The organism is Pseudomonas sp. 05L36, assembly GCF_056398125.1.
Map to the genome: position 1 here is coordinate 23,962 of NZ_JBFTOU010000011.1, position 21,630 is coordinate 45,591.

A 21,630-nucleotide genomic window follows, 5' to 3' on the forward strand; every position below is an offset into this window, starting at 1 on the left:
GCGCTTCCATTTCTGTCAGGCATCAATGCCACTCCGGAGTCCTGAGCCATGACCACGTTGAACAGCACCCCTCGCGCCGACGGCTTCTACATGCCAGCCGAATGGGCACCCCAAACCCAGACCTGGATGATCTGGCCCGAGCGCCCGGACAACTGGCGCCTGGGTGGCAAACCGGCACAATCCGCTCATGTGGCAGTGGCCAAGGCCATCGCCCGTTTCGAACCGGTGACTGTGGCGGTTTCCGCCGGCCAGTACGAAAACGCCCGTGCCCGTCTGGACGTGCCGAATATCCGTGTGGTGGAAATGTCCAGCGACGACGCCTGGGTCCGAGACTCCGGTCCGACCTTCGTCATCAACAACAGTGGCGAAGTCCGTGGCGTGAACTGGGACTTCAACGCCTGGGGCGGCTTCGACGGCGGCCTGTATTCGCCGTGGAACCGCGACTCGCAGGTCGGCGGCAAGATCCTCGAGATCGAGCGCAGCCCGCGTTACCGCACCGAAGGCTTCGTGCTGGAAGGCGGCTCGATTCACGTCGACGGTGAAGGCACGCTGATCACCACCGAAGAATGCCTGCTCAACCGCAATCGCAACCCGCACATGAATCGCGCGGAAATCGAAGCGGTCCTGAGTGCGAACCTGGCTGTGGATAAAATCATCTGGCTACCGGATGGCTTGTTCAACGACGAAACCGACGGCCATGTGGATAACTTCTGCTGCTACGTGCGTCCGGGTGAAGTGCTGCTGGCCTGGACCGATGATCCACAGGACCCTAACTACCCGCGCTGCCAGGCGGCGATGAAAGTGCTGCAAAGCAGCACCGACGCCAAGGGCCGCCCATTCACGGTGCACAAGATGCCGATCCCGGGTCCGCTGTTTGCGACTGAAGAAGAGTGCGCCGGTGTCGATCCAGTGGATGGTACTCAGGAGCGTAACCCGACGGTTCGTCTGGCCGGTTCCTACGTGAACTTCCTGATCGTCAACGGCGGCATCATCGCGCCGAGCTTTGACGACCCGCAGGATGGCCCGGCAAAGGAAATCTTGCAGAACCTGTTCCCGCAGCATGAAGTAGTGATGGTGCCTGGCCGCGAACTGTTACTGGGGGGTGGCAATATTCACTGCCTTACCCAGCAACAACCCGCGCCGCACAAGGAGTGAGTGAGGTCGTAACAGCTTGAGTTGATTGCGAAATCCCTCAGGCTGTCGATTAGCCACCAGCGTTGCACGGAGCCCGCGGCCCTACAGGCCTGCGGGCTTTTTTGTATCCGCTTGGCCACACTTCAGAAACCTTGGCACAGCTCTTGTATCCCTGCTGTTGTACTCGGGGTGGGGAGGACTTCGATGTTCTGTCATAAACCTTGGATAAGTTAGCCGCTCACAAACCGGGAGAGAGCGCTGAAATGAACGCCGAAGTGAATGTTATGGGCGAAAAGGCGTTGCATCCCCTGGCAGTAAACAGCGAATCGCTCCAGATCCTGGCGCACTGGTTCAAGTCCAATGGAATGCGTCAGATCAGTGAAGCTGATCCGCGCCGGACGATGATCGAGCGTTACCCTGCTGGTTTATTCAGCGAGGCGGAACTGGATGCGTTGTGGGATGTAATGGAAGGATAAGAAGAACAACAACGGATTGAACAAGAAAAAGCGCTGCCGGGATGGCAGCGCTTTTTTTTGTGCGTGTTTTGCATGAACGACTGTAGGAGCTGGCTTGCCAGCGAAGGCCATCTGTCATTCACCATCAATGTTGAATGTGCAAACCTCTTCGCTGGCAAGCCAGCTCCTACAAGTTTTGCGGTGTTCAGGTCACGGTCCCCCAGGCTACGCGGCGCCCAGCTCGTTCCTGCGGGAGCATTCGACCGATTCCTGAAACAGACTGAAAGCCGTTCCGGTGTTTTTCAGTCATGAACTCAGGACTAATCTGCCGGCATCGATTTTTGCCGGAGCCTTGCCATGATCCTCCACTACATCTACGACCCGTTGTGCGGTTGGTGCTACGGCGCCAAACCGCTGGTGCAGGCCGCCCAGGCTGTGCTGCCCGTGATTGCCCACGGCGGCGGCATGATGACGGGGGCCAATCGGCAAAAGGTTTCGCCACAACTGCGCAGTTACGTCATACCCCATGACCGGCGTATCGCCGAATACAGCGGGCAGCCGTTCGGTGAAGCCTATTTCGAAGGTTTGCTGCGTGATCACAGCGCTGTGTTCGACTCGGCTCCACCCATCGCTGCGGTGCTGGCGGCCGAGCAAATGGGAGGTCGCGGGCTGGAGTTGTTGGGGCGTTTGCAAAGTGCTCACTACGTGGAGGGGCGTCGCATCGCCGATGAGTCGGTACTGTTTGAACTTGCCCACGGCATGGGGCTGGACCGCGAAGCCTTCGAAAAAACCTTCAGGGCGGCTGACACCGAAGGCCATATCAGGAACAGCCGGGCTCTTTTGGCCAAGGTCGGCGGGCAGGGCTTTCCGACCCTGGCGCTTGAGCACAATGACCAATTCACCCTGATCGATATCGGGCCATGGCTGGGCAAACCCCAGGCATTTGCGCAGTGGTTGAGTCAGTCGCTACCCGATCAGGGATCATCCATTTCCATAGCAGCCTGTGGCCTCGATGGCTGCAGTGATTGAATATTCCTGCCGCGTAAAGGCATTTCTTAGACGGTTTTCACCTGTTTTTAGAAGATTCATGAAATTGACACATCGTTGAGGGCGCAGCTACGATTCGGCCCAACGCCTGTGGCCGACCGCCACGATCAAAAATTATAAAAAGGCCCGCCGCGAGAAATCGTGGGCGGGCCTTTTTGTTTTCGTCATGAAAAAAGAGCGCGATAGCGCCGTTTCGGGAGTTCGACACAGCGCGTATCAACCGGAAATAAGGAAAAGAACACGATGTTGAACAAGCGAATCAGCCTGATCGTCCTGGGGATGTTGAGCGCTACACAAGCCACGGCGAACGACCAGGCCGAATCCAAGGGTTTTGTTGAAGACAGCAGCCTCAAAGTGCTGCTGCGCAACGCCTACATGAACCGTGACTTCAAAGACGGCAACCCGGATAAATCCGAGTGGGGCCAGGCGGCTATCGGCACGTTCTCGTCCGGCTTCACCCAAGGCACCGTGGGTGTGGGTGTGGACGCTTTCGGGTTGTACGCACTGAACCTGGAACGCAGCGAAGACCGTAGCGGCGCGCAAGGCATCGACTTCTTCAAAAAGGGCGACAGCGGCCAGCCGGCTGACGACCTGTCCAAGGGCGGCGCAGCGATCAAGTTCCGCCTGTCCAGCACCACCCTGACCTACGGCGACCAGATGCCGGCCCTGCCGGTGCTGAACTACGACAACTCGCGCCTGCTGCCGGAAAGCTACACCGGCACCTTGATCACCTCCAAAGAGATCAAAGGCCTGCAACTGGACGCCGGTCGCTTCACCGCCGAATCGCGTAAAAGCGCCGAAGGCCGTGACAGCGGTGGCTTGAAGTCGATCAACGTATTGGGCGGTAGCTACCAGTTCACCGAGCAATTCAAGGCCGCGCTGTACGCTTCCGACGTCGAAGACGTGCTGAAGAAACAATACGTGAACGCCAACTACGTGTTCCCGATCGACAAGGATCAGTCCCTGACCCTGGACTTCAACGGCTACCGCACCAAGCTGGAAGATTCCTACGTTCGCGAAAACGGTATCACCGGCGACGACAACAAGATCTGGAGCCTGGCGGCCACCTTCATCACCGGCCCGCACTCGTTCACCCTCGCGCATCAGCGCAGCACCGGCGACAGCAACCTGGGCTACGCCTACGGCGGCTACCAGAAAGACCAGGGTCGCGTCGGCGACGGTGGCAACACCATCTACCTGGCGAACTCCTACTGGTCCGACTTCAACGCCGAAGACGAACGCAGCTGGCAGGTGGGCTACGGCCTGGACTTCAGCACCTTCGGTGTACCGGGCCTGAGCTACAACGTGGCCTACGTGCGCGGCGACAACATCACCACTTCCACCAGCGAAGGCGGCACCGAGCGCGAGATCTTCAACCAGATCAAATACGTCGTCCAAAGCGGCCCGGCCAAAGACCTCAGCGTGAAACTGCGCAGCTCGGTCCTGCGCGTGTCGCAGAAATCGAGCGAGTACAACGTCAGCGGCAACGAAGTGCGTGTGTTCGTGGATTACCCGATCAATATCTTTTGATGATCGGTTGTGGTGTCGAGGCCTGATGCAAGGCTGAGAATGAAGAAGCCCCGGTTGGTTCGGGGCTTTTTTGTGGCTCATTGTCCCGTCCTGAAATAGGTTTACACCTGTTTCAGGACGGGACAGTACACTAAAGTGGAATTATTCTGGCTGTTTAAATATAAAGCAGCTGGAATAATGGCAGTTAGCATGTCTTCCGAAAGGAAATCAGCGTCACGAGAATGGTGTCTTTTTCAATGCCCCAATCGCCGCTCATTTTTTCCTTTAAGTGCTATTATTCTGGCAGTTATAGCGCCTTAATGAAGGAATATTGGCATATGGCCAAGAAGACAGCTCCACTCTTGCCCGCCGCTTCCAGACTACTTTCCGAGTTCGGCGAGCGACTGAAACTCGCTCGCCTACGCCGCAAACTCACAGCTAAACAAGTCGCTGAGAGGTCGGGCATGTCACTGACAACCTTGCGCTCTCTGGAATCAGGTGGCTCAGGGGTGACCATCGGCGCCTACCTGTCTGTCATGCAAGTTCTGGGTCTGGAAAAAGACTTGAACAAACTCGCGGCAACCGATGAGGTGGGGCGGCAACTGCAGGACGCACAACTCAAACCCAAGGCAACCTCAGTCAAAGACTCGAACCTACGAGTACGCCGAATAAGCGCAGTAAAAAAAGCCTCCCCAATACCTGAAAAAGATACTGGAGTGATTGAAAGTACCACCCACACAGAAGAGCTATCCGCTGACTTCCCCTTCAACACCCACTCACTTTCCAGTCTGTTGACCAAGAAAAAAACCAAGCCCGCGACAGGTGAAAAATGACGCAAATTGCGGTGTATGCCGATTGGGAATCCTTGAATGGGCCCAGACGTCTCGGTTTCTTGCATGCCCGAAAAGCCCGCTCCACGGACGTCTTCGAGTTTGAATACGACGCCGCTGCGTTAGCTGACCCCGAGTTGAACTTCACACCCCTGGACCCTCGAATCGGGCTCTATGAGGGTCGTCAGTTCCCGGGGCAACATCAAAGCCGATTTGGCGTGTTCGCTGACTCAAGCCCGGATCGGTGGGGTCAACTGTTGATGAAGCGGCGACTGGAGCGCGATATCCACGACGGCTTGGCTGCCAAAGGCAGCAAGCTCCACGAGTCGGATTTCCTGTTAGGCGTACATGACCTCTATCGGGTCGGTGCAATCCGCTACAAGCTCAATGACCAAGGCAACTTTCTCGATGATCGCGATGGCGTGGCCGCCCCACCCTTCATCGAGTTGCGGGCGTTGGAACAAGCAAGCCGAGCTCTGGAAAACGATCCGGACAACACCTCACTCGATGGCCGCGAGTGGCTGAGAATGCTGATCGCACCTGGAGGCTCACTGGGTGGCGCCCGCCCCAAGGCCAGCGTTGCAGACGAGCACGGTCACTTGTGGATTGCCAAGTTCCCCAGCACCCGCGACGACTATGACATTGGCGCTTGGGAACTGGTGGTGAATGCCTTGGCCAGTCATTGTGGCCTGCGAGTCGCGACCGGTATCGCCCGACGCTATGCCAGTGATCATCACTGCTTCATGGTCAAGCGATTCGATCGTACTGAACGGGGTGGCCGACTGCATTTTGCCTCAGGCATGACCATGACTGATCGCGTTGACGGTGACGATGCCTCCGTCGGCGCAAGCTACCTTGAGTTAGCCGAAGTGCTCATGGAACATGGCTCGCAAACCAACGCTGACCTTCGAGAGTTGTGGTCTCGGATTGTTTTCAACATCCTGGTCTCCAACACCGACGACCACCTGCGCAACCATGGTTTTATCCTTGATCCGGATCGTGGATGGCGATTGTCTGCCGCCTATGACATGAACCCGGTGGCCCACGCCGACGGCTTGAAGCTCAACATCACCGATACCGATAACGCACTGGATCTGGAGCTGGCCCGGGAAGTGGCAGAGTATTTTCGGGTCGGTCGTGCGGATGCAGAAAACATCATCGACAGCTTCAAAGAAGTTGTCAGCCAATGGCCAACACTAGCGGGGGCTTTGGGGCTATCGAAACGTGAGCAGGATAATATGGCGCCTGCATTTCGATTAGCGGAACCTATGCAATGAACCTCGCCCCCAACCTCCCTGACGACCACTTGATGCAGCAACTCATACAACTGCTGCATGAAGAACTCGGTCTGCCCGAACGCAAAACCATCAGCCTCGGCACCTCGATCAACTTCGACCTGGGTTGCAACGGCGCCGATGCTCAACACCTGATCGAAACCCTGGAAAACCACTTTGCCATCGATTTCGTGGATTTCGACAGCTATCGCTATTTCCAGCCCGACGGCCACGATGTGAATCTAAAGCGAAAAGCCAAGGGTCGCGGCGAGAAGGTGCCATTGACCATCGGCATGCTCTACCGGGCCGTTCAGGCTCAGCGCTGGGACACGCAGGAGTTGGAAGGCCTGTAACGACGCGCACGAAAAAGCCGCCCCGAAGGGCGGCTTTTTCATTGCATCAAACCAACGCTTACAGCTTTGGACCAGCGGCCTTGATCGCGTCGCTCACTTCGAACTTCTTGAAGTTCTCGATGAACAGGCCGGCCAATGCTTTGGCGGCTTCGTCGTAGGCGGCTTTGTCGGCCCAGGTGTTGCGTGGGTTCAGCAGGCCAGTCTCAACGCCCGGTACGGCCACTGGCACGTCGAGGTTGATGGTGTCCAGGTGCTCGGTCTCGGTACCGATCAGCGCGCCGCTCTGGATCGCTGCGATCACGGCGCGGGTGGTCGGGATGTTGAAGCGCTTGCCGACGCCGTAGCCACCGCCGGTCCAGCCGGTGTTGACCAGGTAGACCTTGGAGCCGAAGCCGCGGATGCGCTTGATCAGCAGCTCAGCGTATTCACCGGCCGGACGCGGGAAGAACGGTGCGCCGAAGCAGGTGGAGAAGGTCGACTTGATGCCGCTGCCCGAACCCATTTCGGTCGAACCCACCAGTGCGGTGTAACCGGACAGGAAGTGGTAAGCCGCTTGTTCTTCGTTGAGGATCGACACTGGCGGCAGCACGCCGGTCAGGTCGCAGGTCAGGAAGATCACAGCGTTCGGCTCGCCACCGAGGTTCTTCTCGGAACGCTTGGCAACGTGCTCCAGCGGGTAGGCGGCACGGCTGTTCTGGGTCAGGCTGACATCGGCGTAGTCGGCGTGCTTGGCGTCATCGATGACGACGTTTTCCAGGACTGCGCCGTGCTTGATGGCTTTCCAGATAACCGGTTCGTTCTTCTCGGACAGGTCGATGCACTTGGCATAGCAACCGCCTTCGATGTTGAACACCACGCCTTCGCCCCAACCGTGTTCGTCGTCACCGATCAGGTAACGGCTTTCGTCGGCGGACAGGGTAGTCTTGCCGGTACCGGACAGACCGAAGAACAGGGTCACGTCGCCCTCTTCGCCGATGTTGGCGGCGCAGTGCATTGGCAGTACGTCGGCAGCCGGCAGCAGGAAGTTCTGCACCGAGAACATGGCTTTCTTCATTTCACCGGCGTAACGCATGCCGGCGATCAGCACTTTCTTCTGTGCGAAGTTGAGGATCACGCAGCCGTCGGAGTTGGTGCCGTCACGCTCTGGCACGCATTCGAAGTTGGCAACGTTAAGCACCTGCCACTCTTCACGACCCGCCGGGTTGTACTGAGCCGGGTTGATGAACAGGCAACGGCCGAACAGGTTCTGCCAGGCGGTCTGGGTGGTCATCTTCACGGCCAGATAGTGCTCGGAAGCCGCACCTACATGCACGTGGGAAACGAAATGCTCTTGCGCGTTATTGAATGCCTCAACGCGAGCCCACAGGGCGTCGAACTTGTCGGCCGGGAACTTGCGGTTGATCGGGCCCCAGGCGATGGCGGCCTGGGTGCTTGGCTCTTCAACGATGAAACGATCGACTGGCGAACGGCCGGTACGGTGACCGGTACGAACAACCAGTGCGCCGGTATCGGCAAGCTCGCCTTCACCGCGGTTGAGGGCTTCTTTAACCAGATCATCAACACTCAGATCGGTGTACACGGCATTGTTGGCTTGCGTCATGAGGTTCCCCGTCGGCCAGTGGCCGAGTGCTCCAAACGTTTTTGTAGTAGAAAGTCGTGCACTACTACCGCGAAAAAAGTGGGCCGGATTATGCCAGAAAAGCCCAAAAAGAGTAGGCCCCTCCTGTCGTAACGGCATTAATCCGGCGGCAGCCAGTGAATTTACCTGCGCTGAATCGTTTTAGTGACGGGTATCTGACGGCGTCTCGATACCCGCACCGGCGAACAATTGAGTCACGTCGGCGGCATCGAACAGGTAGCGCTGGTTGCAGAACTGGCAATCGATCTCGATGTTGCCACCGTGCTCGACCACCAATTGCTGCGCGTCTTCCATACCCAGACTGACCAGCGCATTGGCTGAACGTTCGCGGGAGCAGCTGCAGCGAAAGCGCAACTTCTGCACATCGAACAGACGCACCTGCTCTTCGTGGTAGAGACGATGTAGCACGGTTTCGTTGTCCAGGCCCAGTAGTTCATCGGCGGTCAGGGTGGTGGCCAATGCGGTGAGGTGCTGCCAGCTGGCAGCGCGGTCCTCTTCGTCTTTAAGGCGGTCGGCGGGCAGTTGCTGCAGCAACAGGCCACGGGCGCGGCGGCCATCGGCGCAGAGCTTGATACGCGTGCCAATCTGCTGCGACATGACGAAGTAGTTGGTAAAGCAGTCGGACAACGTTTCGCCATCCAGATCGACGACGCCCTGGTAGCGTTGGCCCTGTTTCGGGTCGACGGTCAATGTCAGCGAGCCATCCGGCATCAAGTCGGCCAGGGTAGCGTCGGGGGCAATGCGGTCCGCTTCGTAACGGGCCAGGCCACGAATATCGCGCTCGCTGGAGCACTCGATCATCAGCAGCGGGATCGGACCTTCGGAGCGGGCCTGCAGGATCAGCAAGCCATCGAACTTCAACGCGCCGACCAGCAACGATGCAGCCGCCATCAGCTCGCCGAGCAGTTGCGCGACCGGCTGCGGGTAGGCGTGTTTGGCCAGGACTTCGGCGTAGCTGAGCTCCAAAGAGACCAGCTCGCCACGGGTGTCGCTGTCATCGAAGATGAAGCGTTGGGTGAAGTCGTTATCCGATAGGTCGGTCATAAGTCTGGGTATCTGAAGTGGTGACAAAAGTGATTACAGAATTCGAGGTTACGCCTTGGCCATAGCGTCTTGCTGTCTGGTTATGGCTTACAGGCCGGCGACTGCGTGCGCTTTACGACGAATGGCACTGCCAATGGCTCATGCAGGGTAGGCGAATTACCCCATATGGCTACGCGCAAGCACAATTACAAGTCTTTGCCTGTATGAGTGATCGACGGACCCGGTCAATCATTCGTTGCTGCTGCCACGAAACTTGAACAGATCCCGCCGCTGTTTCTTGCTCGGTTTGCCATCGGTGCTCACGCCCAGAGCGCCTGCTTTACGCTCGGCGGCGGCGTTTTCGCGCTTGGCGATGCTGGCTTCGGTTTCGGCGTACAGCATCTGCGCTTCCGGCGCGCCACGGCGAACGATCGACAGCGCCTGGACCACCACCGTGCGCTCGTCGAAACCGGTACGAATCACGAATTCATCGCCGATACGTGGCTCCTTGCCGGGCTTGCAGCGCTCACCCCGGCAATGCACCTTGCCGCTTTCAATCGCCGCTTTGGCCAAGGCCCGGGTTTTGTAAAAACGCGCAGCCCATAACCATTTATCGAGGCGGACTTTGTCGTCCTCTTCGTTTTTTTGTGCCATGGAATTTCCTCATTCTGAAATATTGGTGAACTGTACTACCGTTTCTGTCGTACCAAGAATTACTCCGTCCCGGACTACAATGCTGACATTCCATAACCTCCTTGCGGGGCTGGAAATCCGGGCCGTAGATATCTGTCGCCTTTTAATCATTATTCTGCGTGAATACCGCGAATTCGGTCGCCTGCGGCCACCGCGGCTTCTACCGGTTGAGCAATATTGAAGACATTTGACCATTTGACCGTTATCGGTCTGCGCGAGTGGGTGGCGCTCCCTGATTTGGGAGTCGCCGGCCTTCGGGCAAAAATCGATACCGGCGCCAGCACCTCAAGCCTCCACGCCACCGAAATCGAGCCGTTCGAGCGCGACGGCGAGCAGTGGGTGCGTTTCACGGCACACCTGGGCACGGTGGTGCAGTTACGTCACCGTCGCTGCGAAGCACCGCTGGTGACAAGGAAAACCATTAAAAGCTCAAACGGTCACGCGCAGGTGCGATACGTGATCAGCACCACCCTGGCCCTTGGTGATCGGGTCTGGCGGGTCGAGTTCACGCTCGCCTGCCGCAAGTCCATGCGCTATCGCCTGCTGCTCGGCTCCAAAGCCCTGATCCACGGCCAGTTGGTGGTCAATCCGGGCATCAAGTATGTACAAGACAAGCCGGTGTTCCCGGTATCTACCTCCTCCACAGGTGTTGCATGAAGATCGCTGTGCTGTCGCGGAACCCGCGTCTGTATTCCACCCGTCGTCTGGTCGAAGCCGGTACCGAGCGTGGCCATGAAATGGTGGTGGTCGACACCTTGCGCGCCTACATGAACATCGCCAGCCACAAGCCGCAGATCCACTACCGCGGCAAACCGCTGGAGGGTTTCGATGCGGTGATTCCACGGATCGGTGCGTCCGTGACCTTTTATGGCTGCGCAGTGCTGCGCCAGTTCGAAATGATGGGGGTATTTCCACTCAACGAATCGGTGGCCATTGCCCGTTCGCGGGACAAGCTGCGTTCGCTGCAATTGCTGTCTCGTCGCGGGATCGGTTTGCCGGTGACCGGCTTTGCCCACTCCCCCGATGACATTCCCGACCTGATCGAAATGGTCAACGGCGCGCCGTTGGTGATCAAGGTGCTGGAAGGTACCCAGGGCATCGGCGTGGTGCTGTGCGAAACCGCCACGGCCGCGGAATCGGTGATCGAGGCATTCATGGGCCTCAAGCAGAACATCATGGTTCAGGAGTACATCAAGGAGGCTGGCGGGGCGGATATTCGCTGCTTCGTCGTCGGTGACAAGGTGATTGCGGCGATGAAGCGCCAGGCCAAACCCGGCGAGTTTCGCTCCAACCTGCATCGCGGTGGCAGCGCGAGCCTGATCAAGATCACACCCGAAGAGCGCATGACAGCGTTGCGTGCGGCGAAGGTCATGGGGCTGGCGGTGGCGGGAGTGGATATCCTGCGCTCCAATCACGGGCCGCTGGTGATGGAAGTGAACTCGTCGCCGGGGCTTGAAGGGATCGAGACCACCACCGGGAAGAATGTGGCGGGGATCATCATTGAGCATCTGGAGAAGAATGGTGGGCCGAATATGACGCGGACCAAAGGTAAGGGTTGAGCCTGAAAAGATCGCAGCCTCGCTTCGCTCGACAGCTCCTACGGGGGATCGCATTTTTCTGTAGGAGCTGTCGAACGAAGCGAGGCTGCGATCTTTTCAGCCGTTAAACCGCATCCCGCGGCAACATCAACCCCAACGGCAACCGCACCCGCGCTTCCAGCCCACCACCCGAGCGATTGCGTAGTTCGACATTCCCGCCATGCATCGAAGCGATCCGCTTCACGATTGCCAATCCCAACCCGGTGCCCTTGCCGCCGCGGGCACGATCGCCGCGGGTGAACGGGTTGAAAATCGCCTCCAGCTCTGACGGATCGATCCCCGCGCCACGGTCCATGACACTCAGGACCACATACGGCGCACTGGTATCCCCGGACACATATGCCGCCACTTCCACCCCGCTGCCGGCGTGATGCAGAGCATTACCGATCAGGTTGTTCAGCAGCCGCTTCATCGATACCCGACGCAGCGGGAACGGCTGGATCGGCTCCAGGCGCAAATGCACTTTCTCTTCGTTCTGGTTGTACGGCGCGGCGACTTCACGAACCAGATCGCTCAGGTCCACTTCTTCCACCGACTCATCACGTCCGTCACGAATGAACGCCAGGAACTGGTCAAGAATCGCGTCCATGTCTTCGATGTCACGGATCATGTCGTCCGTCAGGTCACTGTGGTCGCCCATCAGCTCCAGGGACAGCCGCAAGCGGGTCAACGGCGTACGCAAGTCGTGGGACACCCCGGCCAGCATCAACTCGCGTTCGCGACCGGCCTGCTCGACGTCTTCGGCCATCTGGTTGAAGGCGCGGTAAACCTCGGTCATCTCACTCGGCGTATCGCTGATCGGCAGGCGCACGCTACGGCCCTGGCCGAGTTGCCGTGCGGCATACACCAGACGCTTCAAAGGTTGATTGAGCTGGCTGACGAAGATCCAGGCCGAAGCGGTGGACAGCAGGCCAATAGCGAGGAACCAGCCGAGCACGTTCCAGATTTTCTGACCGCGCAACGGATGCGGATACAGCGGCACTTTCAGCCAGCCTTCACCCAGGCTCGGAGCACGAACCCACAGTGCCGGGGGAGAATGCATGCGTAGTCGCACTTCGGTGTCCGGCCCCAACTCGGTCTGCATCTGTCGCTGGTAAATCTCACTGTAGGGCCAATGTTGCTCGCCTTCCGGGACACCGGCGCCCACTACCCTGATCAGGGGTGCACTATCGGCAATCTTTGCGCGGTTCTCTTCATCAGCCGCCCAGTAGGCACGCAACACCAGGGCGACACCGTGGCTGTATTGGCGGTCCACCAGCACGTCTTCGTTCATCAGCAGATAAACCAGGGTCAGCGCCTTGGAGAAGAGAACGACGATGAGCACCAGCCAAAGGGTGCGAGAAAAGAAGCTCTGGGGAAACCAAACGGGGGTTTTCATGGATAGCCGTTAAACACTTGCAGGAGCGAGCGATGCTCGCATATTGCGGATCGCGAGTCTGCGGACAGGATCGATTGATCCGTTGTCCGCATGACCCGCTCCTACAAATCGCCAATCACTTGGTGGCGGTACCATCCGGTACAAACACGTAACCCACGCCCCAGACAGTCTGGATGTAACGCGGTTTGGACGGATCGGGCTCGATCATCCGGCGCAGACGGGAAATCTGCACATCGATGGAACGCTCCAGGGCATCCCACTCGCGACCACGGGCCAGGTTCATCAATTTGTCGCGGGTCAGCGGTTGACGCGCATTCATCACCAGGGCCTTGAGCACAGCGAATTCACCGGTGGTGAGCATGTGCACTTCTTCGCCGCGCTTGAGCTCGCGGGTGGCCAGGGACAACTCGTAGTCACCGAAGGTCACGCTTTCGTCTTCGCTGCCCGGAGCGCCAGGCACCGGCGCCGACTGGCGACGCAATACCGCCTTGACGCGAGCCATCAACTCATCGGGGTTGAACGGCTTGGCCAGGTAATCGTCGGCGCCCAGTTCCAGGCCCTTGATGCGGCTCAGCTCGTCGCCCTTGGCGGTGAGCATGATGATCGGAATCTGGTTGTTCGCGTTGCGCAGACGGCGGCAGGCGGTCAGGCCGTCTTCGCCGGGCAACATCAGGTCGAGGACGACCAGGTTGAACACTTCGCGCGCCAGCAGGCGATCCATTTGCTCGGTATTCGGTACGGCGCGGGCGCGGTAGCCCTTGCTGACGAAAAAACGTTCCAGCAGGCTGCTCAGCCCCGGATCGTCGTCAACGATAAGAATTTTTTCGCCTTCAGCAGTTTGTGCAGTGCTGCTCATTGGATGCTCCCTTTGATCTCGGCGCGCATTATGGCGTAGCTGCCGTTATACGCACCGTGTGCATTGTTAGCAGATTTTTCCTATACCGCCAGAAAACCGGCCATTGCACCGGCAACCCGCGATGCCCCCGAATGCCGTAACGCTGGTTATAATGCCCGGCCTTTTGTGTCAGGCAACATCAGACAGGTACTACAGACGGACTCCATTTATTTTCATGGCGTCGGCAGTAATTGTTCGATTTCACGGGTCAACGGGATACCTTTTGATCCAGGTAGCGGTGCAGGCCAGGCCGCTCAACCAGACTCGCCGAGGCCCTATCTCTGCGCCTGCGAGCCTGCTTTCACAATTTGTCAGGTGGTTTTATGGACAGCATCAACAGCCGCATCGCCGAGGAACTCGGTGTACGCCCACAACAGGTCGAAGCGGCCGTCGCGCTACTCGATGAAGGCTCTACCGTTCCCTTCATCGCCCGTTACCGGAAAGAAGTGACCGGCAGCCTCGACGATACGCAATTGCGTCATCTGGAAGAGCGCCTGCGCTACCTGCGAGAACTCGACGAACGGCGTATCAGCATCCTCGCCAGCATCCAGGAGCAGGGCAAGCTGACCCCGCAACTTGAACGCGACATCAAGCTCGCCGACACCAAGACCCGTCTCGAAGACTTGTACCTGCCGTACAAGCAGAAGCGCCGCACCAAGGGCCAGATCGCCCTGGAAGCCGGCCTCGGCGAACTGGCCGACGGCCTGTTCAACGACCCGGCCCTGAGCCCGGAAACCGAAGCCGCACGTTTCATCGACGCCGAAAAAGGCGTGGCCGATGTGAAGGCAGCCCTCGAAGGCGCCAAGTACATCCTGATGGAGCGCTTCGCCGAAGACGCCGGCCTGCTGGAAAAGCTGCGCAACTACCTCAAGCAGGAAGCCACCCTCAGTGCCCGCGTGATTGCCGGCAAGGAAGAGGAAGGCGCCAAGTTCCGCGACTACTTCGAACACGACGAACCGCTCAAAAGCATGCCGTCGCACCGCGCCCTGGCGATTTTCCGCGGCCGCAACGAAGGCATTCTCAGCTCCGCGCTGAAAGTCGGCGAGGAACTGCCGGGCACCATGCACCCGTGCGAAGGCATGATCGGCCAGCAATTCGGCATCCAGAACCAGAACCGCGCCGCCGACAAATGGCTGGGCGAAGTGGTGCGCTGGACCTGGAAGGTCAAGCTCTACACCCATCTGGAAACCGACCTGCTGGGTGAGCTGCGCGATGGCGCGGAAACCGAAGCGATCAACGTATTCGCCCACAACCTGCACGACCTGCTGCTGTCGGCCCCGGCCGGCCCGCGCGCCACTCTGGGCCTCGACCCGGGCCTGCGCACCGGTTGCAAGGTCGCCGTGGTCGACTCCACCGGCAAGCTGCTGGATCACGCCACGGTTTACCCGCACGTGCCGCACAACAAGTGGGAGCAGACCCTCGCCGTGCTCGCCGCCCTGTGCGCCAAGCACTCGGTGGACCTGATCGCCATCGGCAACGGTACCGCCAGCCGCGAGACCGACAAGCTGGCCGCGGAACTGATCAAAAAATACCCGGCCATGAAAATGACCAAGGTCATGGTGTCCGAGGCCGGTGCATCGGTTTACTCGGCATCGGAGCTGGCTTCCAAGGAATTCCCGGACCTCGACGTGTCGATCCGTGGCGCCGTGTCGATTGCCCGTCGCCTGCAAGACCCGCTGGCTGAGTTGGTGAAGATCGATCCGAAATCCATCGGCGTCGGCCAGTACCAGCACGACGTGTCGCAGCTGAAACTGGCCCGTGGCCTGGATGCGGTGGTCGAGGACTGCGTGAACGCCGTCGGCGTGGACGTAAACACCGCGTCCGTGGCGCTGCTGGCACGGATCTCCGGCCTCAACGCGACCCTGGCGCAGAACATCGTCAGCCACCGCGACGAGCACGGCGCGTTCAAAACCCGCGCTGCGCTGAAGAAAGTCGCCCGCCTGGGTGAAAAAACCTTCGAACAGGCCGCCGGCTTCCTGCGCGTCATGAACGGCGAAAACCCGCTGGACTCGTCGGCGGTTCACCCGGAAGCCTATCCGCTGGTTCAGCGCATCGCCGCCGAAACCGACCGTGACATCCGCTCGCTGATTGGCGATGCCACGTTCCTCAAGCGTCTCGATCCGAAGAAGTACACCGATGAAACCTTCGGTTTGCCGACGGTCACCGACATCCTCCAGGAACTGGAAAAACCCGGCCGCGATCCGCGTCCCGAGTTCAAGACCGCCGAGTTCCAGGAAGGCGTCGAAGACCTCAAGGACCTGCAACCGGGCATGATCCTCGAAGGCGTGGTGACCAACGTGACCAACTTCGGTGCCTTCGTCGATATCGGCGTTCATCAGGACGGTTTGGTGCACATCTCCGCACTTTCGGAGAAGTTCATCAAGGATCCACGGGAAGCGGTGAAGGCCGGTGACGTGGTGAAAGTGAAGGTCATGGAAGTCGACATCCCGCGCAAACGCGTGGGCCTGTCGATGCGCATGAGCGACACCCCGGGCGAGAAAATCGACGGTGCTCGCGGCGCGCGTCCGGGGTCGGCTCCACGCCAGTCCCAGAACACCGCACCGCGCAAGGAAACCACGGCGACAGCACCGGGCAACAATGCCATGGCTTCGTTGTTCGCCAATGCCAAGCAGTTGAAGAAACGCTGATGGACATTCCCGCCGGGCTGACCGAAAGCGCGTTTTTCAAGCTGCTGGGCTGCCGCTTGCACAGTCTGGAAACCGGGGTGGCGCAAGTCGCCCTGGCGCTGGAACCCGAGCTGCGCAATCGCGGTGGCAAGCTGCACGGCGGGGCCTTGTTCAGCCTGGTGGACATTGCCATGGGGCTGGCCTGTTCCAGCACCCACGGCTTTGACCAGCAGAGCGCGACCATCGAGTGCAAAATCAACTACATCCGCGCCGTCTCGGACGGCGAGGTAATGTGCACGGCGCGGGTGATCCACCCGGGTCGCCGCACATTGGTGGTCGAGGCCGATGTGGTGCAGGGCGACAAACTGGTCGCAAAAGCACAAGGCACGTTCGCTGTCCTGTAGATAGTCTTCCCCGATTTGAGTTAATTTCGGCGCAATGACCTGTAGGAGCGAGCTTGCTCGCGATGAACGTCAGGGCGCCGTTTTCAATCAGGCACCCCTCGTTATCGTTAACCTCCATCGCGAGCTAGCTCGCTCCTACAAAACCAGGCGAAAACGCCAGTTTTAACTTCACCCTTGTAGACCGTCTTGCCCACCCCCATATTGGGGCGACTGACGCGTGAAGGAATCCAACTTGAGCGAACTTCTCAACCGCCGCCTGGCTCTGCTCGGCGAGCGCGCTAACCTCTCTCTGCTCGAACAGTGCCTTCACGGCATCGAACGTGAATGCCTGCGCGTGACCGATGAAGGTCGCCTGGCGCAAACGCCGCACCCGGAAGAATTGGGTTCCGCGCTGACCAATGAACAGATCACCACCGACTATTCCGAGTCGCTGCTGGAGTTCATCACCCCGGCCCTGCCCGATCCTGCCGATACGCTGGCGAGCCTGGACAGCATTCACCGCTTTGCCTACAGCAAGCTCGGCAACGAGTATCTGTGGAGTCCATCGATGCCGTGCCCGTTGCCGGCCGAGGAAGACATCCCGATCGCCTATTACGGCACGTCCAATATCGGGCAGCTCAAGTACGTCTACCGCAAGGGTCTGGCCCTGCGTTACGGCAAAACCATGCAATGCATTGCCGGCATTCACTACAACTTCTCCTTGCCGGAAAAGCTCTGGCCGTTGCTCAGGCAGGCCGAGGGTTTTGTCGGCACTGACCGCGACTTTCAGTCGTCCTCCTACATCGCCCTGATCCGTAACTTCCGCCGCTACAGCTGGCTGCTGATGTACCTGTTCGGCGCCTCGCCAGCACTGGACGCCGGCTTCCTGCGCGGTCGTTCACATCAGCTGGAGCAACTGGATCCGCAGACTTTGTACTTGCCTTACGCCACCAGCCTGCGCATGAGCGACCTGGGTTATCAGAGCAGCGCCCAGGCCGGCCTGACGCCGTGCTACAACGATCTGAACAGCTACACCGACAGCCTGCGCAAAGCGGTGGCCACGCCGTATGCACCCTATGTCGAAGTCGGCACCCACCAGGATGGCGAGTGGGTACAGCTCAACACCAACATCCTGCAGATCGAAAACGAGTACTACTCCAACATCCGCCCGAAACGCGTGACCTACACCGGTGAACGCCCTATCCAGGCACTGATGGCCCGAGGTATCCAGTACATTGAAGTGCGCTGCCTGGACATCAATCCGTTCCTGCCGATGGGCATCGACCTCACCGAGTCGCGTTTCCTCGATGCGTTCCTGCTGTACTGCGCGCTCAATGACAGCCCGCTGCTGACCAACACCAATTGCGGCAACGCGACCTCGAACTTCCTCAGCGTGGTCAAGGAAGGTCGTCGTCCAGGCCTGCAGCTGCAACGGGATGGCCAGCCGGTTGACCTCAAGGAATGGGCCGGCGAGTTGCTGGAGAAAATTGCTCCATTGGCCGCGATGCTCGACCAGAGCCATGGCGGCGATGCCCACAGCAAAGCGCTGGACGCCCAGATGGCCAAGGTTCGGGACCCGTCCCTGACGCCCTCGGCCCAGGTGCTGGCAGCGATGGCCGAGCACAAGGAGAGCTTTACCCAGTTCTCACTGCGCCAGAGCCAGGCCCATGCCGAGTTCTTCCGCAGCGAGCCATTGGCGGCTGAAGAACAGGCGCAGTTTGAAGAGCGGGCACGTTCGTCCCTGGCTCAACAGGCTGAGCTGGAGCAGAACGAAGTCGGTGATTTCGATGTGTTTGTCGGGGCGTATCAGGCGAGCATTCTGGCGATCAGTAACTAATCGGCGCCTGTAAAAAAGATCGCAGCCTTCGGCAGCTCCTACATTGGAATGCGTTTCCTGTAGGAGCTGCCGAAGGCTGCGATCTTTTTGTTTCCAGCCCATTCACAATGATTCACCGGGTGCTCCCCTCATAAGCTAATTCGAAAAAGTTATTTATTTTCTAATTCTTAGATCATTTAGTCTCTTTCTCACGCCGACTCTCGGTCGCCTGACAAGGAGCTTTCTGATGAAACTGACTTTCCCTCTACGCTTGCTGGCGGCCGCTTCCTTGGTTACCGCAAGTTTTTTTGCCCAGGCGGCCGACTTCACCGTCGCCTACCAGACCACCGTTGATCCGGCGAAAGTCGCCCAGGCCGACGGCGCTTACGAAAAAGCCACCAAGGCCGATATCAGCTGGCGCAAATTCGACAACGGTGCCGATATCATCGCTGCCATCGCCTCCGGCGACGTGCAGATCGGCTACCTCGGTTCCAGCCCTCTGACCGCCGCCATCACTCGCAAAGTCCCCGTAGAAACCTTCCTCATCGCCACCCAGATCGGCGCCGCTGAAGCCTTGGTCGCCCGCGACGGTTCCGGGATCAAGACCCCGCAAGACCTGATCGGCAAAAAAATCGCCGTGCCATTTGTGTCCACCGGTCACTACAGCCTGCTCGCTGCGCTCAAGCACTGGAACATCGACCCATCGAAAGTCACCGTCCTCAACCTGGCTCCACCCGCGATCATTGCCGCCTGGAAACGCGGTGACATCGACGCCACTTACGTCTGGGATCCGGCCCTCGGTGTCGCCAAGGAAAACGGCAAGGTGTTGATCACCTCCGGCGAACTGGCCAAGTTCGGTGCACCGACCTTCGACGCCTGGATCGTGCGCAAGGATTTCGCCGAGAAGCATCCGGAAATCGTCACCGCGTTCGCCAAAGTGACCCTGGACGCCTATGCCGATTACCGCAAAGACCCGCAAGCCTGGCTCGCCAACCAGGGCAACGTCGACAAACTGGTGAAGCTCTCCGGCGCCAAGGCCAGCGACATTCCGTTGCTGCTGCAAGGCAACGTCTACCCGCTGGCGGCTGACCAGGTGCTCACCCTCGGCGCGCCAACCACCAAAGCCATCACCGACACCGCGGCGTTCCTCAAGGAACAAGGCAAGGTCGAGGCCGTGCTGCCGGACTACGCACCGTACGTCAGCGCCAAGTTCATCACCAACTGATCGGGAGTCAATGCAATGGCCTTGCTACAGCTGGAGCGCATCAGCGCACAGTACCCCGGCAACCCGGAACCGGTGCTGGCGGATATCTCCCTGAGCCTGGGGCCCCGGCAATTGCTGGTCGCCCTCGGCCCGTCCGGCAGTGGCAAGACTTCGCTGTTGAACCTGATTGCCGGTTTCGTCGAGCCCAGCGCCGGGCGCATCACCCTCGACGCCGTGCCCGTCAAAGGCCCGAGTGCCGAGCGTGGCGTGGTGTTCCAGGACGACGCGTTGCTGCCGTGGCAAAACGTACTGGCCAATGTCGGGTTCGGTCTTGAGCTGGCCGGTATCGCACGGGACAAACGCGAAGCCCGCGCCCGGGAAATGCTCGCCCTGGTCGACCTTTCCGGTTTTGAACAGCGCCGCATCTGGCAGCTTTCCGGTGGCCAGAAGCAGCGTGTCGGCCTGGCCCGCGCCCTCGCCGCCGACCCGCGTGTGTTGCTGATGGATGAGCCTTTCGGTGCCCTCGACGCCTTCACCCGCGAGCAGATGCAGGAACTGTTGCTGCAAGTCTGGCAACGTACCGCCAAACCGGTGTTCCTGATTACCCACGACATCGAAGAAGCCGTGTTCCTCGCCACCGACCTGATTCTGCTGGCACCAAACCCGGGGCAAATCGTCGAGCGCCTGAGCCTCGATTTCGGTCAGCGCTATGCCGCCGGTGAATCGGCCCGCTCGATCAAATCCGACCCACGCTTTATCGAAACCCGCGAACACGTACTCGCCAAAGTGTTCTCCCAACGCAGTGCCGCCCAGTGGCAGGAGCGCGCATGAGCAGTTACCAAACTCCCGTCGCAGCGATCAAGCCAGGCACTCCCGTGACTCCGGTGCCACGCAGCTTGAGCACGCGCTGGATCAGTGTGCTGACACTGTTCGTTCTCGTTGCTATTTGGTGGGCCGTGACGGCGACCAGCTTGATCGAACCGCTGTTCCTGCCGCCACCTTCCGCCGTGCTGCAAAAAGGCTGGCTGCTGGCGACTTCAGGCTACATGGATTCAACCCTGTGGCAGCACCTCGGCGCGAGTCTGGGCCGCATCGGCCTGGGCCTCGGCTTTGCGATTCTCACCGCCGTGCCGGTGGGCATCGCCATCGGCGCCAACCGTATCGCCCGTGGTGTGCTCGACCCGCTGATCGAGTTCTACCGGCCGATTCCGCCGCTGGCTTATCTGCCACTGATCGTGATCTGGTGCGGCATCGGCGAATTGTCGAAAGTGCTGCTGATCTACCTGGCGATCTTCGCCCCGATTGCCATCGCCACCGCCACCGGTGTGCGTACGGTCGACCCGGCCAAATTGCGTGCCGCGCAGTCGCTCGGTGCAACGCGCGTGCAGTTGATTCGCCACGTCATTTTGCCGAGTGCCTTGCCGGATATCCTGACCGGTGTGCGCATTGGCCTCGGTGTGGGTTGGTCGACCCTGGTCGCCGCCGAATTGATTGCCGCCACCAGCGGTCTTGGCTTCATGGTGCAATCGGCTGCGCAGTTTTTGGTCACCGATGTGGTGGTACTGGGGATTCTGGTGATCGCGCTGATCGCCTTCGCGATGGAGTTGGGCCTGCGTGCCCTGCAACGCAAACTGGTGCCGTGGCACGGCCAAAATCACTGAATATTGAACACCCCTGTAGGAGCGAGCTTGCTCGCGATGGACTCAAGAGCGCCGCGTTTAGCCAGTAAACACGCGTTATCGTTAACGACCATCGTCGGAACGCCGCCCGGA

General features: G+C 59.5%; 20 protein-coding genes. 15 read left to right on the plus strand and 5 right to left on the minus strand.

Going from position 1 to position 21,630, the window contains the following annotated elements:
- Positions 1-48: 48 nt before the first annotated feature.
- The 7 genes from aguA (at position 49) to AC1DKH_RS14175 (ending at position 6,602) form a co-directional block, all read left to right on the plus strand.
- Positions 49-1,155, plus strand: coding sequence for an agmatine deiminase (gene aguA / locus AC1DKH_RS14145; RefSeq protein WP_477763771.1), 1,107 nt, complete (start codon positions 49-51; stop codon positions 1,153-1,155).
- A gap of 242 nt (positions 1,156-1,397) precedes the next feature.
- Positions 1,398-1,610 carry a hypothetical protein gene (locus tag AC1DKH_RS14150; protein WP_477753836.1) on the plus strand — a complete coding sequence of 71 codons (213 nt, stop codon included), beginning with the start codon at positions 1,398-1,400 and terminating at the stop codon, positions 1,608-1,610.
- 336 nt (positions 1,611-1,946) lie between these two features.
- Positions 1,947-2,618 carry a DsbA family protein gene (locus tag AC1DKH_RS14155; RefSeq protein ID WP_477763770.1) on the plus strand — a complete coding sequence of 224 codons (672 nt, stop codon included), beginning with the start codon at positions 1,947-1,949 and terminating at the stop codon, positions 2,616-2,618.
- Positions 2,619-2,879: 261 nt separating this feature from the next.
- The gene (locus tag AC1DKH_RS14160) at positions 2,880-4,166 is read left to right on the plus strand and encodes an OprD family porin (RefSeq protein ID WP_477798466.1); all 1,287 of its coding nucleotides are present in this window, start codon (positions 2,880-2,882) and stop codon (positions 4,164-4,166) included.
- A gap of 317 nt (positions 4,167-4,483) precedes the next feature.
- The gene (locus AC1DKH_RS14165) at positions 4,484-4,978 is read left to right on the plus strand and encodes a helix-turn-helix domain-containing protein (RefSeq protein WP_477798467.1); all 495 of its coding nucleotides are present in this window, start codon (positions 4,484-4,486) and stop codon (positions 4,976-4,978) included.
- On the plus strand, positions 4,975-6,252 hold the full coding sequence (locus tag AC1DKH_RS14170) for a type II toxin-antitoxin system HipA family toxin (RefSeq protein WP_477798468.1): 1,278 nt from the start codon (positions 4,975-4,977) through the stop codon (positions 6,250-6,252). Before AC1DKH_RS14165 ends, AC1DKH_RS14170 begins: the two co-directional genes overlap by 4 nt.
- Positions 6,249-6,602, plus strand: a complete 354-nt coding sequence (locus AC1DKH_RS14175; protein ID WP_477798469.1) for a DUF1493 family protein — start codon at positions 6,249-6,251, stop codon at positions 6,600-6,602. Before AC1DKH_RS14170 ends, AC1DKH_RS14175 begins: the two co-directional genes overlap by 4 nt.
- Before the next feature lie 58 nt (positions 6,603-6,660).
- Here the strand turns inward: AC1DKH_RS14175 and AC1DKH_RS14180 are convergent, their stop codons facing one another.
- The 3 genes from AC1DKH_RS14180 to AC1DKH_RS14190 all read right to left on the minus strand — a co-directional run bounded on the left by AC1DKH_RS14180 (position 6,661) and on the right by AC1DKH_RS14190 (position 9,918).
- Complete coding sequence (locus AC1DKH_RS14180) at positions 6,661-8,202, minus strand: phosphoenolpyruvate carboxykinase (protein ID WP_477798470.1); 1,542 nt, start codon at positions 8,200-8,202, stop codon at positions 6,661-6,663.
- Positions 8,203-8,382: 180 nt separating this feature from the next.
- Complete coding sequence (hslO, locus tag AC1DKH_RS14185) at positions 8,383-9,285, minus strand: Hsp33 family molecular chaperone HslO (RefSeq protein ID WP_477753121.1); 903 nt, start codon at positions 9,283-9,285, stop codon at positions 8,383-8,385.
- A gap of 228 nt (positions 9,286-9,513) precedes the next feature.
- Positions 9,514-9,918, minus strand: coding sequence for an RNA-binding S4 domain-containing protein (locus AC1DKH_RS14190; RefSeq protein WP_108216131.1), 405 nt, complete (start codon positions 9,916-9,918; stop codon positions 9,514-9,516).
- A gap of 216 nt (positions 9,919-10,134) precedes the next feature.
- Here AC1DKH_RS14190 and rimB point away from each other — a divergent pair, with 216 nt between their 5' ends.
- Entirely contained in the window at positions 10,135-10,614 is a 480-nt protein-coding gene (rimB, locus tag AC1DKH_RS14195) for a retropepsin-like aspartic endopeptidase RimB (protein WP_477753119.1), read from the plus strand.
- On the plus strand, positions 10,611-11,516 hold the full coding sequence (gene rimK, locus AC1DKH_RS14200) for a 30S ribosomal protein S6--L-glutamate ligase (RefSeq protein ID WP_007972871.1): 906 nt from the start codon (positions 10,611-10,613) through the stop codon (positions 11,514-11,516). Before rimB ends, rimK begins: the two co-directional genes overlap by 4 nt.
- A gap of 103 nt (positions 11,517-11,619) precedes the next feature.
- Here rimK and AC1DKH_RS14205 read toward each other — a convergent pair whose 3' ends face one another.
- Complete coding sequence (locus AC1DKH_RS14205) at positions 11,620-12,933, minus strand: ATP-binding protein (protein WP_414876977.1); 1,314 nt, start codon at positions 12,931-12,933, stop codon at positions 11,620-11,622.
- 115 nt (positions 12,934-13,048) lie between these two features.
- The gene (gene ompR / locus AC1DKH_RS14210) at positions 13,049-13,789 is read right to left on the minus strand and encodes an osmolarity response regulator transcription factor OmpR (RefSeq protein ID WP_007972873.1); all 741 of its coding nucleotides are present in this window, start codon (positions 13,787-13,789) and stop codon (positions 13,049-13,051) included.
- A 362-nt stretch (positions 13,790-14,151) separates the two neighbouring features.
- On the opposite strand from ompR, the gene AC1DKH_RS14215 reads away from it, so the two are divergent.
- From AC1DKH_RS14215 to tauC, 6 genes are all read left to right on the plus strand, one after another.
- The gene (locus AC1DKH_RS14215) at positions 14,152-16,476 is read left to right on the plus strand and encodes a Tex family protein (protein ID WP_477798471.1); all 2,325 of its coding nucleotides are present in this window, start codon (positions 14,152-14,154) and stop codon (positions 16,474-16,476) included.
- Entirely contained in the window at positions 16,476-16,859 is a 384-nt protein-coding gene (locus AC1DKH_RS14220; protein ID WP_056726920.1) for a PaaI family thioesterase, read from the plus strand. The genes AC1DKH_RS14215 and AC1DKH_RS14220 overlap by 1 nt, the downstream gene beginning before the upstream one ends.
- Positions 16,860-17,091: 232 nt before the next feature.
- Positions 17,092-18,675 carry a glutamate--cysteine ligase gene (gshA, locus tag AC1DKH_RS14225; protein ID WP_477753115.1) on the plus strand — a complete coding sequence of 528 codons (1,584 nt, stop codon included), beginning with the start codon at positions 17,092-17,094 and terminating at the stop codon, positions 18,673-18,675.
- Between the two features lie 226 nt (positions 18,676-18,901).
- Positions 18,902-19,879 (plus strand): taurine ABC transporter substrate-binding protein, encoded by a 978-nt coding sequence (gene tauA, locus AC1DKH_RS14230; RefSeq protein WP_477753114.1) that lies wholly within the window; start codon positions 18,902-18,904, stop codon positions 19,877-19,879.
- A gap of 15 nt (positions 19,880-19,894) precedes the next feature.
- Complete coding sequence (gene tauB / locus AC1DKH_RS14235; protein ID WP_477798472.1) at positions 19,895-20,689, plus strand: taurine ABC transporter ATP-binding subunit; 795 nt, start codon at positions 19,895-19,897, stop codon at positions 20,687-20,689.
- Entirely contained in the window at positions 20,686-21,519 is an 834-nt protein-coding gene (gene tauC, locus AC1DKH_RS14240) for a taurine ABC transporter permease TauC (protein WP_477798473.1), read from the plus strand. The genes tauB and tauC overlap by 4 nt, the downstream gene beginning before the upstream one ends.
- Positions 21,520-21,630 lie beyond the last annotated feature (111 nt).

What these genes read in the sequence shown, in the direction of transcription:
- AC1DKH_RS14205 (WP_414876977.1), bottom strand. Translation starts at nt 12,933, where the DNA reads ATGAAAACCCCCGTTTGGTTTCCCCAGAGCTTCTTTTCTCGCACCCTT.
- tauA (WP_477753114.1), top strand. Translation starts at nt 18,902, where the DNA reads ATGAAACTGACTTTCCCTCTACGCTTGCTGGCGGCCGCTTCCTTGGTT.
- AC1DKH_RS14220 (WP_056726920.1), top strand. Translation starts at nt 16,476, where the DNA reads ATGGACATTCCCGCCGGGCTGACCGAAAGCGCGTTTTTCAAGCTGCTG.
- ompR (WP_007972873.1), bottom strand. Translation starts at nt 13,789, where the DNA reads ATGAGCAGCACTGCACAAACTGCTGAAGGCGAAAAAATTCTTATCGTT.
- AC1DKH_RS14215 (WP_477798471.1), top strand. Translation starts at nt 14,152, where the DNA reads ATGGACAGCATCAACAGCCGCATCGCCGAGGAACTCGGTGTACGCCCA.
- AC1DKH_RS14160 (WP_477798466.1), top strand. Translation starts at nt 2,880, where the DNA reads ATGTTGAACAAGCGAATCAGCCTGATCGTCCTGGGGATGTTGAGCGCT.
- rimK (WP_007972871.1), top strand. Translation starts at nt 10,611, where the DNA reads ATGAAGATCGCTGTGCTGTCGCGGAACCCGCGTCTGTATTCCACCCGT.
- AC1DKH_RS14190 (WP_108216131.1), bottom strand. Translation starts at nt 9,918, where the DNA reads ATGGCACAAAAAAACGAAGAGGACGACAAAGTCCGCCTCGATAAATGG.
- AC1DKH_RS14175 (WP_477798469.1), top strand. Translation starts at nt 6,249, where the DNA reads ATGAACCTCGCCCCCAACCTCCCTGACGACCACTTGATGCAGCAACTC.
- tauC (WP_477798473.1), top strand. Translation starts at nt 20,686, where the DNA reads ATGAGCAGTTACCAAACTCCCGTCGCAGCGATCAAGCCAGGCACTCCC.
- AC1DKH_RS14170 (WP_477798468.1), top strand. Translation starts at nt 4,975, where the DNA reads ATGACGCAAATTGCGGTGTATGCCGATTGGGAATCCTTGAATGGGCCC.
- hslO (WP_477753121.1), bottom strand. Translation starts at nt 9,285, where the DNA reads ATGACCGACCTATCGGATAACGACTTCACCCAACGCTTCATCTTCGAT.
- AC1DKH_RS14155 (WP_477763770.1), top strand. Translation starts at nt 1,947, where the DNA reads ATGATCCTCCACTACATCTACGACCCGTTGTGCGGTTGGTGCTACGGC.
- tauB (WP_477798472.1), top strand. Translation starts at nt 19,895, where the DNA reads ATGGCCTTGCTACAGCTGGAGCGCATCAGCGCACAGTACCCCGGCAAC.
- AC1DKH_RS14150 (WP_477753836.1), top strand. Translation starts at nt 1,398, where the DNA reads ATGAACGCCGAAGTGAATGTTATGGGCGAAAAGGCGTTGCATCCCCTG.
- AC1DKH_RS14165 (WP_477798467.1), top strand. Translation starts at nt 4,484, where the DNA reads ATGGCCAAGAAGACAGCTCCACTCTTGCCCGCCGCTTCCAGACTACTT.
- aguA (WP_477763771.1), top strand. Translation starts at nt 49, where the DNA reads ATGACCACGTTGAACAGCACCCCTCGCGCCGACGGCTTCTACATGCCA.
- AC1DKH_RS14180 (WP_477798470.1), bottom strand. Translation starts at nt 8,202, where the DNA reads ATGACGCAAGCCAACAATGCCGTGTACACCGATCTGAGTGTTGATGAT.